Consider the following 14,126-nt stretch of genomic DNA (forward strand, 5'->3'; position numbering starts at 1 on the left):
TGCTCAGCGGCGCCGACCGCCGCCACCGCTGCGGCCGCGTCCGCGACCACCGCCGCGGTTGCCACCGTCGCCACCGGAGGAACCCTCGGGACCGAGGTCACCGAACTCCTCCTTCAGCTCCTCGTCGAACGCGTCCTCGAAGGAGACGAACTCGCCGGACGAGGCGGTGCCGCCGGCAGCGGTGCCGCCGGTGTCGCCACCCTTGTCGTCCTTGCTGCCACCGCGATCGCCGCGGTCGCTGCTGCGACCCCGGCCACCGTCGCGGCCGCCACGGTCGCTGCGCTCGCGCTTGGGACCGTCGTCGTCGCTACCCTCGTCGGCCGGCTCGCTGGCCGGGGACAGGCTGATCTTGCCGTTCGGGTCGATGTCGTCGACCCGGACCTCGATCTCCTGACCCAGCTCCAGCTCGTCCTCGACCTTGTCGATGCGGCGCTTGCCGCCGATCTTGGAGATGTGGAGCAGGCCGTCGCGGCCGGGGAGGATGTTGACGAAGGCGCCGAACTTGGTGATGTTGACGACCTTGCCCATGTAGATCTCGCCCGGGTGGGCGGAGGGCGGGTTGACGATCAGCTCGATCTGGCGGCGGGCCTCGTCGACGGCGCCCTTGTCGGTGCCACCGATGGTGACCACACCGACGACGCCGTCGTCGTCGACGCCGATGTCGGCGCCGGTCTCACCCTGGATCTGGTTGATGACCTTGCCCTTGGGCCCGATGACCTCGCCGATCTTGTCGACGGGGATCTCGAAGCTGATGATCTTCGGGGCCGTGCCCTGGACGTCGTCACGAGGCTCGGCGATGCACTCGTCCATGATGTCGAGGATCTTGTAGCGGGCATCCTTGGCCTGGGCCAGCGCGTCGGCCAGGACGTCGGCGGGGAGGCCGTCGATCTTGGTGTCGAGCTGGAGGGCGGTGATGAAGTCCCGCGTGCCGGCGACCTTGAAGTCCATGTCGCCGAAGGCGTCCTCGGCACCGAGGATGTCGGTGAGGGTGGTGTACTTGCCGTCGGCGTAGACGAGGCCCATGGCGATGCCGGCGACGGCGGCCTTGATCGGCACACCGCCGTCCATCAGCGACAGGGACGACGAGCAGACCGACGCCATCGAGGTGGAGCCGTTGGAGGCGAGCACCTCGGAGACGAGGCGGAACGTGTAGGGCCACTCGTCCATCGAGGGGATCACCGGCAGCAGGGCGCGCTCGGCGAGCAGGCCGTGGCCCACCTCGCGGCGCTTCGGGCTGCCCACGCGGCCGGTCTCGCCGTTGGCGTGCGGCGGCATGTTGTAGTGGTGCATGTACCGCTTCTTCTCCTGGGGACCCAGGTTGTCGAGAAGCTGGTCCATCTTCGGCATGCCGAGGGTGAGGACGTTGAGGACCTGGGTCTCGCCACGCTGGAACAGGCCGGAGCCGTGCGCGGTGTCGAGGACGCCGACCTCGGCGGTGACCGGGCGGAGGTCCCCCGGGCCACGACCGTCGATGCGGACGCCCTCGTTCACGATGCGGGACCGGATGACGTCCTTGAGCACCGTCTTGATGGCGTTGCCGATCTCCTTGTCGCGACCGGCGAACTCCTCGGACAGCTCGTCGCGGATCTCGGCCTTGACGGCCCGCTCGGCGGCCTCGCGGTCGGCCTTGATGGCGATGGAGCCGACCTCGCGGAGGCGGTCGGTGCCGACCTCGCGGACCTTCTCGAGCACGTCGTCCTGGTAGTCGTCGGCGGCGGTCCACTCGAGGGGCGGACGGGCGCCGTACTCCTCGACCAGGCGGCGCTGGGCGTCGATGGAGTCCTTGATCGACTTCTTCGACTCCTCGAGGCCCTGGGCGATGGCCTCCTCGGTGACGAAGGGGGCGCCGGCCTGGTAGTGCTGCCAGGCCTTCTCGGTGCCGTTGGCCTCCACCATCATGATGGCGATGGAGCCGTCTTCGTTCTCGCGGCCGGCGACCACGAGGTCGAAGGTGGACTCCTCGATCTCGTCGTGCTCGGGGTGCGGGACCCACTCGCCGTCGATGTCGTAGGCCATGCGCACGGCGCCGATGGGGCCGTCGAAGGGCAGACCGCTGAGCATCAGGGCGGCGGAGGCGCCGTTGATGGTGAGCACGTCGTAGGGGTTGCGGCCGTCGGAGCCCATGATCGTGGACACGATCTGGGTCTCGTTGCGGTACCCGGCGGGGAAGCTGGGGCGCAGCGGGCGGTCGGTGAGCCGGCAGGTGAGGATGGCCAGGTCCGTGGGACGGCCCTCACGGCGGAAGAACGAGCCGGGGATGCGACCCGCGGCGTACATGCGCTCCTCGACGTCGACGGTGAGGGGGAAGAAGTCCATCCCCTCCCGGACGCTCTTGGCGGCGTTGGCGGTGACGAGGGTCTTGGTGCCCCCGATGCTGGCCAGGACTGCGCCCTGGCTCTGCTGTGCGAGCTTGCCCGTCTCGAAGACGAGCTCCTTGTCGGCGCCGGGAATGGGCGCGGACACCCGCGTGGGTTCGGTGGTCATGTTGGGTTGGTCTCCTGTGGCCCGGTGACCGCCACGCCCCCTCGGGCTCTGTGTGTGGCGGCTTGCGGGCCGGATCGTGGTGACAGGGCCAGTTCCCAGTCGGCGCACCCCCGAAGTGGTTCGGAGATCGGCGACTGGCAGCTGACCGAGGCTGCCACCGGGGTGTTCGGACCCCTCAGCGGCGCAGGCCGTGCGTGGCGATGATCGCCCGGTAGCGCTCGACGTCGTTCTTGCGGACGTAGTCGAGGAGCCGCCGGCGGCGACCGACCAGCTTGAGCAGGCCGCGTCGGGTGTGGTGGTCCTTCTTGTGGTTCGAGAGGTGGTCGTTGAGGTGGTTGATGCGCTTCGTGAGAATCGCGATCTGGACCTCGGGCGACCCCGTGTCCGTCTCGTGGAGGCGGTGCTCTGCGATGAGCTCCGGCTTGAGGCGGTCGATCTGCTCAGACATACGTGAAGGACTCCGTTGCTTGCGTGGGTATCGGACCCGGCTGCCCCAACCGGCTGTGCGAGGAGGGGAAGCGGTGGCGTCGGGCGCTGCTCCCGGGGTGGAACCCCCAGGCGCGACGGCACGAGGCCTTCAGGCACCCTACCACCGTGCGCCTGCAGACGCGGTACCCCGGCTGCTACTGGGGCAGGGCGGGCTTGATGTCGTAGGAGTAGGCCGGCCGGCGCCGGCGGGCCGTGAGCCGGGCGAACTCGAGCTTGGGCGTCATCGCCCGGATCGGGGCATCAGGGGGGTAGAAGGCGCGCTCGACCTCGTCGAGCCGGGCCAGGTCGGGCTCGAGGCCGTGGTCCCGCACGGCCTGGCGGTAGGCCTGGCCGAAGCTGCCGTGCAGCAGGTCCGACACGATGGCGGGCAGCGTCTCGGGGTCCCGGAGGGGCCAGCAGTGGTTGGCCCCGTCGATGACGACGAACTCGCCCTTGGCCTGGCGGGCGGCGTCCTTGGCCGTCTGCAGCGGCACGGCGAAGTCACGGGTGCCGTGCACCGCCACGACCGGGATCTCCTCCTGGGCGAGGCGCTGCAGCATCCAGCGGCTGCCCCGGCTGCGCAGGATCGACACGGCCGGGCCGAGCAGGCGCCAGGGCCGCACGGCGTGGCCGACCAGGGTGGGGGCCAGGAGCCGACCGAGCTTGAGCGCCTGCTCGGGGTTCTTCAGCACCGGCGGCGTGGTCATGGCATCGAGGGCGAGGAGGACGACGACCCCGGCCATGGCCGGGGGGAACAGGCGCCCGACGTTGACGAGGCGGTCCCAGGCGTCGCCGACGATGGCGTCGACGAGGATGACGCCGAGGGCGCGCTCGGGCTCGCTGGCGCACAGCTGGGTGATGACCCGGCCGCCCATGGAGTGGCCGACGAAGAAGGCCTGCTCGATGCCGAGCTCGTCCAGGGCCCGGCCGAGGAGCCGGGCGTACTCGCCGAAGTTGGCGCCGCCGGAGGGCAGGCCCTGGGTGCTGCCGTGGTTGGCGGTGTCGATCGCGACGACCTTGAAGCCCATGGAGACCAGGCGGGACAACGTCTGGGCGTAGAGGAAGCCCTCGGCGGTGAAGCCGTGCACCATCACCAGCGGCACGCCCCGACCCGAGACGGTGACGCCGACCTCGTGGCCGTCGGCCATGCGGAACACGTGGCGGGCCAGGCGGGGTGCGGCGACCAGGCCGCGCTCGGCCGCGCCGTCGGACTCGGGCCCGACCACCGGCATCTCGGCCTCGGGCAGCACGCTCGAGAGCGCTCGCCGGGCCCGCTCCCGGGGCAGCAGGTGGCTGCGGTCCTCCCGGCTCTCGTCGTCGTCGTAGACCGGCTCGAGAGGCACGACGTGACCGACGGTGACGGGGATGATCGTCACGTCGTCGGGGAAGCCGGTCTCGGTCATGGGCGCAGTATCCGCCGAGCGTCTTCGCAGTCGCGCTGCATCTGCTCGATGAGGTCGTCGACGGTGTCGAAGCGCTCCTCGCCCCGGAGCCGGGACACGAAGCGGACCGCGACGCGCTCGTCGTAGAGATCGCCGGAGAAGTCGAGCACGTGGGCCTCGAGCAGGCTGGCGTCGGCCGTCTCGTAGAAGGTGGGGCGCCGGCCGAGGGAGATCGCCGTCGGCAGCACCTCGCCGTCGGCCCGGACGAACCAGCCGGCGTAGATCCCGTCGGCCGGCAGCAGGATGGATCCGGGCACGGCCACGTTGGCGGTGGGGAAGCCGAGGTCTCGGCCCCGCTGGTCGCCCTGGTGGACCACGCCGCGCACCTCGTGGGGGCGGCCGAGCATCTCGGCGGCGGACCCGACCTCACCGGCCACCAGCGCGCGGCGGATGGCAGTGGAGGACACGCGGCCCTCGGCGGCGGTGGGCTTGCCGTCGACGTCGACGAGGGCCATGCCGTGCACGTCGAAGCCGAGGTCGGGGCCGAGCCGGTTGAGCAGCGCCACGTCTCCGCCCCGGCCCTTGCCGAAGTGGAAGTCGGCGCCGACGATCACGGTACGGGCCTTGAGGCAGTCGACCAGGACCTCCTGGACGAACTCGTCCGCGGTCTCGGCCGCGCGCTCCTCGTCGAAGCGGATGACGACGACGAGGTCGATGCCGGTGCTCTCGAGCAGCTCGAGCTTCTGGTCGAGGTCGCAGAGCAGCTTGGGCGCGGACTCGGGTCGCACGACCGAGGCGGGGTGCCGGTCGAAGGTGACGACCGCCGAGGCCAGGCCCCGGGCGTCGGCTTCGCGCTGGACCTCGGCGATGACGGCGCGGTGGCCGAGGTGGAGCCCGTCGTAGGCGCCGATCGTGACCGCCGTTCCCTGCCCGAGCTCGGGGCAGCTGGACGTGTCGCGGACGATCTGCACGAAGGCGATCGTACTTGTGCCTAGAAGCTGTCCATGATGTTGATGCCGGCCGGTCCGAGGATGATCACGAACAGCGACGGCAGGATGCAGAACACCAGCGGGAACACGATCTTCACCGGCAGCTGGGCGGCCTTCTCCTCGACCCGGGCGCGGCGCTTCTCGCGCAGCTCCTGGGACTGCACCTTCAGCACGCGGGCGATGGGCAGGCCGTGGCGGGTCGACTGGCGGATGGCGACGACGAAGGCCTTGAGGTCGGGCACGTCGGTGCGCTCGACCATGCGGTCGAGGGCGACCTGGCGGTCCACCCCGACCTGCAGGTCCTGGAGCACTCGGGCGAGCTCGTCGGCCAGGGGGCCGGTGCGGCCCTCGGCGGAGCGGGCCATGGCGGCGTCGAAGCCGAGACCGGCCTCCACCGACACGGTGAGCTGGTCGATGACGTCGGGCAGCTGCTTCTCGATGAGGCCCTGGCGCTCACCGGCCTTGCGGTCGAGCCAGGCCTCGGGGCCGAGGTAGGCCAGCGCGGCGATGAGGGCGGCCAGGCCGAGGGACTGGCGACCCGTGCCGCCCGAGAGGAGCAGCACGATGAGGACGACGCCGATGGCGAGGGACAGGAAGCGGATGACGAGGACCCGCTCGACCGTCCAGCCCTTCTCGTACAGGCCGGCCAGGTCGAGCTTGCGCTGGACGCGGTCGCCCATGCCGGCGGAGGTGAACCCCTTGGCCCGGTTGCCGATGGAGGTGAAGAACGGATCGAGGATGCGGGTCTTGGCTGAGGCGCTCAGGGCGATCTGGCGGCTGTCGGCGAGCATGCCGCCGCGGCCGAGGTTGGCCTGGGCCTGGTCGAGGTCGCGCTCGGCGGTGAGCACCCAGACGAGGACGCCGACGGCCCCGATGACGAGGGCGGCTCCGAAGATGACGACGAGCAGGTCCATCTCAGTACTCCACGTCGATCAGCTTCTTCAGCCACAGCGCGCCGGCGACGAGCAGCGCCACCGCCACGCCCAGCATGATCAGCCCGATGGTGCGGCTGAAGAGCGGGTCCATGTAGTCGGGGTTGGAGCTGTACAGGATCAGCCCCATGCCGATGGGCAGGAAGCCCAGCACCATGGCCGAGATGCGCCCCTCCGCAGTGAGGGCGGAGACCTGGCGCTTGAGCCGGTTGCGGGCCCGGATGGTCTCGCCGACCTGGTCCAGGATCTGAGCGAGGTCGCCACCGACGGTGCGGTTGATGCGCATGGCGTCCACGACCCAGGCGAAGTCCTCGTTCTGGACGCGGTTGGCCACGCCGTCGAGGGCGTCCTCCACGTCGCGGCCGAGGCGGGTCTCGAGGATGGCCCGGCGGAACTCCTGGCCGAGCGGGGCGTCCATCTCCTCGGCGACCGTGTCGATGGCCTGGCCGACGCCGAAGCCGGATCGCAGCGAGCCGGACATGATCATGAGGGCGTCGCTGAGCTGGTCCCCGAAGGCCTTGTTGCGGCGGGACGCCTTGAAGTCGAGGAACGCCTTGGCGCCGAGCAGCGGCACGAGCAGGCCGATGGCACCGATCACCACGCCGAAGAGCAGGTAGCCGAGGATACCGGCGCCGATGGCGATGGCCACGACGAGGGCGGCGTACTCCCCTGCCCGCATGACGAGGCCGGCCCGGTCGAGGGCGGCGTCGATCTTGCCGGTGGACTCGGTGCGCTCGACGGCCGCGGACGCCATCCGGGTGGCGGCGGAGCGGACGCTGTCGAAGGCGCGCTCGGCGCCGCTGTGGTCGTCGTGGCTCACCGGAGCGGCATCGGAGCGCAGGGAGCGGCGGGCCTCGCGCCGGCGCACGATCGCGGAGCCGGCGCCGCTCGGGATCGCCAGGGCGATGAGCGCGGCGAGGGAGAAGCCCACGATCAGCGCGCCGATCCAGAGCACCCAGCCCTGCTGGTAGAAGGGCGGGTCGGCTTCGGAGGTGAGCACGCCGGGCAGGGCGATCTCCTCGACGTCGTCATCGCCGGCGCCGGCGTTCGGGTCCCGGTCGGGCAGGGCGAGCTCGACCGATCCGGTCGCATCGCTGCCCTCGACGCCGATGGCCCATGTGCCTGTGGGGTCCGGGGTCGTGGAGGTGAAGGAGACGGCGTACTGGTTGACGATGCGCTGGCCGAGACCGACGTAGGTCTCGGCGAGGGCGTCGGGGTCCGTGGCGGACACGACCCGGCCGCCGGCTGCGTCGGCCAGGGCGTCGAGGGCGGCGTCGTCGGTCTCCGCGGTCTCGAGGGAGACGAGGTAGAAGTCGCCGGCGCCGCCGGCGAGGGCTTCGGTGGTCTCCTCGACCCCGGCCTGGGAGTCGGAGTCGGCCCCGTCGCTCAGCACGACGATGGCGTTGCGCTCGGCGGGCGACGCACCGGTCTGCTCGGTGGCCAGCAGGACGGCGTCGTACAGGGCGGTGCCGCCCGCGGCTTCGAGGCCGTCGATGGCGGCGGCGGTCTCGGCCCGGTCGGTGGTGAACTCCGAGGCGACCGAGGCGGCGGAGCCGAAGCCGATCACGCTGACCGGCGCGTCTTCGGGCAGGACCTCGATCAGGTCGGTGGCGGCCGCCTTGGCGGCGTCGAGGGCCTCGCGGATGGAGCCGGACGTGTCGACGGCGAGCACCACCCCGATCTGCTGGTCGTCGAGGGCGGTGAACTCGGCATCGACCGGCTCGTCGTTCTCGGTGAGCCGGAGGTCCTCGGGGCTGAGGTCGGCGCTGGCCAGCTCGGGGGACAGCGCGACGCGCAGCTGCACCGTGGGGAACGAGGTGATGTCGACGCCGACGACCTCGATGGCCGGTCCGGCGTCCTGGGCCCCGCTCGGCGGGGCGACGGTGAGCAGCGCGGCCAGCCCGGTGACCAGGGCGAGGATGAGCGCCGTCGCCCGGCGCAGGGCCGGGCGGGATGCGTGCCCGTTCACCGACGTCCCCGGTTGGCGGCGAGGGCCTCGCTCACGACGTTGGACTCGGTGAAGAGCTCCTTGGGCAGCTTGAAGCCCTGCTCCAGGAGGCGGTCGGAGAAGAAGGGACGGATGCCCGTGGGGACCGGGTGGCCGAGGAAGCGGCCGTTGTCGTCCATGCCCGCCCCGTAGTCGAAGTCGTAGAGCGTGTTCATCGTGATGGTGTCGTTCTCCATGCCCACCACCTCGGACACGCTGGTGATGCGGCGGGAGCCGTCACGGAGGCGGCTGATGTGCACGACGAGGTCGATCGCCGAGGCGATCTGCTCCCGGATGGCCCGCATCGGCAGGTCGAGGCCGGCCATGAGCACCATCGTCTCCATGCGGGACAGGGCGTCGCGGGGGGTGTTGGCGTGCAGCGTGCCGAGCGAGCCCTCGTGGCCGGTGTTCATCGCCTGGAGCATGTCGAGGGCCTCGCCGCCGCGGCACTCGCCGACGATGATGCGGTCGGGGCGCATGCGCAGGGCGTTGCGGACCAGGTCGCGGATGGTGACCTCGCCGCGACCCTCGATGTTCTGGGGCCGGGACTCGAGGCGGACCACGTGGCGGCGGGCGATCTTGAGCTCGACCGCGTCCTCGATGGTGACGATGCGCTCGCCCTGGGGGATGAAGTTGGACACCACGTTCAGCAGCGTCGTCTTGCCGGTGCCCGTACCGCCGCTGATCAGGATGTTCAGCTTGCCCTCGACGCAGGTGGAGAGGAACTCCATCAGCGAGGGGGTGGCGGCGCCGGTGCGGATGTAGTCCTCGGCACGCAGGACCATCTTGGAGAACTTGCGGATGGTGAGCGTTGGGCCGTCGACCGCGAGCGGCGGGATGACCGCGTTGACGCGGGAGCCGTCGGGCAGGCGGGCGTCCACCATCGGGGAGGACTCGTCCACGCGCCGGCCGATGGCGGACACGATGCGGTCGATCACACGCCGCAGCGCGGCCTCGTCCGCGAAGGTGACGTCGGTCTCCTCGAGCAGGCCGCGACGCTCCACCCACACCCCGGTGGTGTCGTTGCACATGATCTCGGTGACGTCGGGATCCTCGAGCAGGGGCGTGATCGGGCCGTAGCCGATGACGTCGGCGCTGATCTCGTCGACCAGTCGGGCCTTCTCGTCGGCCGTGAGCGGCACGGCCTCCTGGTTCATGATCTCGGCGAGGGTCTCCCGGGCGAGGTCGAGCAGCTCCTCGTCGGCCATGTCGCGGCTGCTCGGTCGGGCGGCGAGGCGCTCCATGAGGGCCTCGGACACCTGGTGCTTGAGGCGGGCGTAGGGGTCAGCCCGATGGGTCGGGGTGTTCTCGTCCACCTCCTCCATCGGCGTGCCGTCGGCGTTCTTCAGCCGGTCACCGAGTCGCATGGTGCTAGCGCCTTCCGAACAGGCCGCTGCTGCGGCGCTGCGCCGCGGATTCGGCCGTGGCGTTGGGGTCGGGTTCGAACCGGTCGACCAGCTCCCAGAGCGGGGCGGTGGCCGGCGACGGATCGCCGCCCTCGATGACGGGCACGCCCTGGTTCATCGACACGGGCAGGGTCACGTGGCTCGGGACGAGCACGTCGGGCTGCATGCCGATGGTGGCGGCGATGTCGGCCACGTCGAGGCCGACCTTGGCGTTGGAGCGGTTGAGCACGAAGTGCCGCTTGGCCCCGGTCATGCCGATGCGGTCGAGGGCGTCGATGGTCTTGTGCAGGCCGCGCACGCTGGCCACGTCGGTGGCAGCCACGAACACCATGTCGGTGGCGTTGTCCATCACCGTGAGGGTGCGCTCGCCGAGGCCGGGGTCGGTGTCGACCACGACGTACTTGAACTCCTGGTGGAGCAGAGAGACCGCCTTGGAGAACGCCTGCGCGGTGATCTCGTCGGCCACGCCGGGCACCTCAGGGGCGCACAGGGCGAACAGGCCCGAACGGTGCGGGGTGAGGTGGACCTTGACCTCGGTGGCGTCGTGGAGGCCGCCGGCGATGGCGTCGCGGACGGTGGTCTCGGCCAGCAGGCGCAGGGCGTTGCCGACGTCGCCGAACTGCAGGTCGCCATCGACGAGCACGACCTGCTTGGGCGCCCGCATGGCGAGGCCCACGGCGAGGTTGGAGGCGATGGTGGTCTTGCCGGCGCCGCCCTTTGGCGACAGCACCATGATCAGGCGGTGCTGGTCCTCGGGGTTCTCCGCCGAGCGGATCGTGTGCGAGCGGCGCTCTGCCAGCTCGAGGGCGCGCTTGGCGGACTCGCGGATGCGGTCGCCGTCGGCGCCCGGTGGGAGGATGTCGCGCACACCGACCTGCATGGCCCGGGAGAACGCGTCTCCGGTGGGCTCCATGTGGAGCACGACGGTGACCTCGGGGCGCTCCTCGTCGAAGCGCTGGGCGACGGTGAAGGCACGCTCGGCATCTACGGTGCCGTCGACGAGGACGACGTCGACGGAGGCGTTCGCCGCAGCGAGGCCACGATCGAGCGGCGCCGTCTGGACCGGGACGACGTCGCCGACCGCGTCACGTACGGCCTGCTCGAGGTCGTCGGAGGCGGACAGGACGAGGATCATCCGACAGGAGCTCCCGGGTTGATGATGTTCTCGACGCTGATGCCCTCGGAGGGCACCAGGGCATCGCCGCTGTGCATGGCCATGTGCAGGTTGGCGTTCAGCGACTGGGCGTTGCGAGCGTAGATCAACCGCTCGGCGTCCGGGCCCTCCATCGCCAGGGTCACGAGGAGCGACCCGGCGGCCGGCGCCACCCGCTGGGTGGGGTCGGTGGCGGCCCCTGCGGCCTGCTCCGGGAGCGGGTTGCCCTGGACGTTGGTGACCAGCGCCTGCTGGATGATGATCTTGGAGACCTTGTACTCCTCGGTCCGCGGCTGCCCGGTGGCCGGGTCGACCGGCTGCTGGGCGAGGGGATCGTTGGGCTGGAACACGAAGTCGCTGCGGTCGGCCAGGGCGATGAGCGCCACCGAGTTGCCGGGCACCGGCACACCGCCGATGAACTGCTCCTGGGACATGGCCACGGTGACCTCGAGGAGTCCCTCGGGCACCTCGACCGAGCCGCGGCGGGCCTGGACGTTGCCGGCCTCCACGAAGCGGTTGGCCAGCAGCACCTCACCGGGCACCAGCTCGACGGCGGTGACGAGCCCGCTGACGGACACCAGGTCGGAGATCACGCCTTCCGGAGCGACCTTCACCGGGATGTCTTCCTCCTCGACCAGCTCCTCGAGCTGGGCCGCGGAGGTTCCCGCAGGGATCGGTGCGGTGGCCGTGAGGACCCGCACCAGCTCTTCACCCTCGAGCGCTCGATCTTCGGCGCCCTGGACGTAGAGCACGAGCACACCTGTGCCCACGATCGCCATGACGACAGCGGCGATCACGCCCACCAGCTTCTTGTTCACGTCTGTTCTCTCCCGGTCGGGGGGTTCGTACTACGAAGTGTTCCGCAGGCTGAGCCGCGAGTGGTGTATCGGCTGTTCGCGCTCGGCGCTGTAGCCAACCGTCACGTATCCAGGAACGCCGGGGGCGAGTAGGTCAACTCATCGCCTCCACGCTCAATCACGACGTCGAAGAAGCTGTTGTTCTGGTACGTCGAAGCCCCGGACGGGATTGTGACAACAAAGCTCGTCGTTCCTGCGGGTGGCGTGTAGTTGCTCGCTACACGGTTCACCGCCCCGTTACTCTTTCGCTGAACCATGTCAACGTTCAGTCCGGTGCAGTTGGTCGGCGCACGGAGGTTCACTGTGATCTTGACGTCGCCCTCCAAGCTGTTGCCCTTCGTGCCCACTACCAACGGGTCGACAACCACTGAATTGACTTCGCACGAGGCCGGCGTTTCAACGGCTTCCGTCGTTGTAAGTGTTGCGGTGCCGTCCCAGATGAAGCCATCCCCGTCATAGACCTCAAGGGCGAGAGTCGTGTCCGGCGGAGCGATCGCGTCCGTTGTAGCGAACTCGAACTTGTACTGCGTGGCAGTCTTGTCGACCTGAGTCGCGAGAATCTCATACGTAGCGTTCTTGGCACGAAGTCGGAGGTCGCAGTCGCTCGAGTCCGCAACGTCGACGGTCACGACGACCGCTGTGGTTGGCCGATTACTGGCATCCACCTGCACGTCCCGGCTGGAGGGCGAAACCGGGGTCACCGCACAGACAAGACCAACGTCCGGCGGCTGTACGGGCGGCGGCGCGCCACAGTTCGAGACGAACTTCGGCCCGACGGAGCCCCCAATCGTGCCCACATCACAGACCTCGAGCAGGCGGTTGGTTGCAGTGATGCCGCCACAGCAGGGGCCTTCTTCGTCGAAATCAAGAAGCTTGAGTGTGATCGTATTTCCGTTCGAGCCACCGGTCGCATAGCACATCAATTGCACTCGGGCGAACCCGCTGATGGGGAACTTGGCTTGCTTGCCTCCTGGATCAACGACTGTTTGATACAGCGGAAGACTGAACTCGATGCCACCTTCAGCACAGCCACTGGGTCCCTCAAGGAAATCCAGAGCGTCCTTGATCGGGCCACCATTCCATTTCGCACCCGTGGATGCCGTGAAGCAGGACTTCGGTGTCGTATCGATGCACTGGTCGGGATCAGGGCTCAACTGAACTGACTCGCCATACCCTTCGGAATACGCTTTCGCAACCGCAGGATTGCTGCCTCCGAGGAGATCGAGCAGGCCCCAGCCGCCGCTGGAGTTGCCACACTTGTCCGGGAGAAACCTCTCCGACTGGACAACCTTTGGAGTCTGATCGTCGGCCTCAAGCCACGACTTAATCGAAGGTTCATTGGCACACAACCCGAAGGGCCGAAGGCCTCCTTGGGCTGGTCCGGTGATGCGTACGCTCGTCGTCGAGCCGGTCCCGCCGGAAGAGACGCCAACCGCCCCGCCGATGGCGTACTGCACCTCCTCGCTGGCACCCACGGTCACGACCCCGTAGGTGGTCCGGAACTCTGCGACGCACGAGACCTCGCCAATAGGGAAGGCCACACCCTCGTTGTTGGCCTGCAACGTCGCCACAGCCTTCGACGTGCAGTCGTACTTGTCGCCACCGAGCGAGGTGAACCCCGCAAGCGTGGCGTCCAGCTCGTAGTTCGCCCACTCTTGGGCAACATCAAGGGCAGAAGCGTCGGTCGCAGTCGTTAGCTGGCGACGGTTCTGGCGCTGGTTACCGATGTCGATCACGAACGCCAAGAACGCAATCGACACCAATGCGAACGCTGCGACGATGATCAGGACGGCGCCTCGTTCGTCACGCCTGTGGGCTACTCGCATCGGAACTGCGCCTCCGAATCGATGGTCACGGGCTGGACGCCCCAAAAGGGAATCGTGATGTCGTACGGCGTCGAGACGATCACGGTGGCGTAGGCGCTCGGGGCCGCGCGGCCACAGGGCATCAGATCCGCCTCCGCTTCGTTGACGGCCGCAGGACTCGCACAGGTGTCGGTCTTGGAGTACGCGCCACCAGGGCATCGCACGCCGGCGACAGCGCCGGACGAGTCGCTGACAACGACCTTGGGATCGTTACCGGTAGCCGACGCATCAGACGCCTGGACGCTACGGGTCGATATGTCTGCGAGCGTCGAAGAATCAAGCGCAGCCAGGCGTGCACCTTCGCGAGCACCGGAGTTGATCGACTGCTGCTTGTCGTAGGCGATGCCGAACTGCACGATGCCGAACAGGAACAGGCTCAAGAGCGGCACCACGAGGGCGAACTCGACCAGCGAGGCGCCCCGTTCTCGATCTCTCCCGCGTGCCCGCAACTCGCTCATCCCTCTCACATCGGCGAAACGCGCCGATCCCTGAACTGACTCGTGTCGGATATTGCTTCCGAGCCTTCTGATTCTGCCACTGTGCGCGCGCACAGATCCATGGTCTTGATGGCTCATTTCCACGGAGCGTGGGCAGACGCGCGTC

General features: G+C 69.3%; 11 protein-coding genes. All 11 read right to left on the minus strand.

Annotated features, from left to right (window positions below; all coding sequences use genetic code 11):
• Nucleotides 1–3: 3 nt before the first annotated feature.
• The 11 genes from RGQ06_RS19695 to RGQ06_RS19745 all read right to left on the minus strand — a co-directional run bounded on the left by RGQ06_RS19695 (nt 4) and on the right by RGQ06_RS19745 (nt 13,981).
• Nucleotides 4–2,484, minus strand: a complete 2,481-nt coding sequence (locus RGQ06_RS19695) for a polyribonucleotide nucleotidyltransferase (protein WP_432428087.1) — start codon at nt 2,482–2,484, stop codon at nt 4–6.
• A 175-nt stretch (nt 2,485–2,659) separates the two neighbouring features.
• The gene (gene rpsO, locus RGQ06_RS19700; RefSeq protein ID WP_432428088.1) at nt 2,660–2,932 is read right to left on the minus strand and encodes a 30S ribosomal protein S15; all 273 of its coding nucleotides are present in this window, start codon (nt 2,930–2,932) and stop codon (nt 2,660–2,662) included.
• Nucleotides 2,933–3,107: 175 nt separating this feature from the next.
• Complete coding sequence (locus RGQ06_RS19705) at nt 3,108–4,355, minus strand: alpha/beta fold hydrolase (RefSeq protein WP_432428089.1); 1,248 nt, start codon at nt 4,353–4,355, stop codon at nt 3,108–3,110.
• Entirely contained in the window at nt 4,352–5,305 is a 954-nt protein-coding gene (locus RGQ06_RS19710; RefSeq protein ID WP_432428090.1) for a bifunctional riboflavin kinase/FAD synthetase, read from the minus strand. The genes RGQ06_RS19705 and RGQ06_RS19710 overlap by 4 nt, the downstream gene beginning before the upstream one ends.
• Before the next feature lie 20 nt (nt 5,306–5,325).
• The gene (locus RGQ06_RS19715; protein WP_432428091.1) at nt 5,326–6,237 is read right to left on the minus strand and encodes a type II secretion system F family protein; all 912 of its coding nucleotides are present in this window, start codon (nt 6,235–6,237) and stop codon (nt 5,326–5,328) included.
• Between the two features lies 1 nt (nt 6,238).
• Nucleotides 6,239–8,224, minus strand: coding sequence for a type II secretion system F family protein (locus RGQ06_RS19720; protein WP_432428092.1), 1,986 nt, complete (start codon nt 8,222–8,224; stop codon nt 6,239–6,241).
• Complete coding sequence (locus RGQ06_RS19725; RefSeq protein WP_432428093.1) at nt 8,221–9,609, minus strand: CpaF family protein; 1,389 nt, start codon at nt 9,607–9,609, stop codon at nt 8,221–8,223. Before RGQ06_RS19725 ends, RGQ06_RS19720 begins: the two co-directional genes overlap by 4 nt.
• 4 nt (nt 9,610–9,613) lie before the next feature.
• The gene (locus tag RGQ06_RS19730) at nt 9,614–10,783 is read right to left on the minus strand and encodes an AAA family ATPase (protein WP_432428094.1); all 1,170 of its coding nucleotides are present in this window, start codon (nt 10,781–10,783) and stop codon (nt 9,614–9,616) included.
• Nucleotides 10,780–11,619 carry a hypothetical protein gene (locus RGQ06_RS19735; RefSeq protein WP_432428095.1) on the minus strand — a complete coding sequence of 280 codons (840 nt, stop codon included), beginning with the start codon at nt 11,617–11,619 and terminating at the stop codon, nt 10,780–10,782. The genes RGQ06_RS19730 and RGQ06_RS19735 overlap by 4 nt, the downstream gene beginning before the upstream one ends.
• Before the next feature lie 101 nt (nt 11,620–11,720).
• Nucleotides 11,721–13,484, minus strand: coding sequence for a pilus assembly protein TadG-related protein (locus RGQ06_RS19740; protein WP_432428096.1), 1,764 nt, complete (start codon nt 13,482–13,484; stop codon nt 11,721–11,723).
• Nucleotides 13,475–13,981, minus strand: a complete 507-nt coding sequence (locus tag RGQ06_RS19745) for a TadE/TadG family type IV pilus assembly protein (protein WP_432428097.1) — start codon at nt 13,979–13,981, stop codon at nt 13,475–13,477. Before RGQ06_RS19745 ends, RGQ06_RS19740 begins: the two co-directional genes overlap by 10 nt.
• Nucleotides 13,982–14,126: the final 145 nt, after the last annotated feature.

The organism is Salinilacustrithrix flava, assembly GCF_041228405.1.
In the GTDB taxonomy this organism is placed as follows: Bacteria; Actinomycetota; Acidimicrobiia; order Acidimicrobiales; family Salinilacustritrichaceae; genus Salinilacustrithrix; species Salinilacustrithrix flava.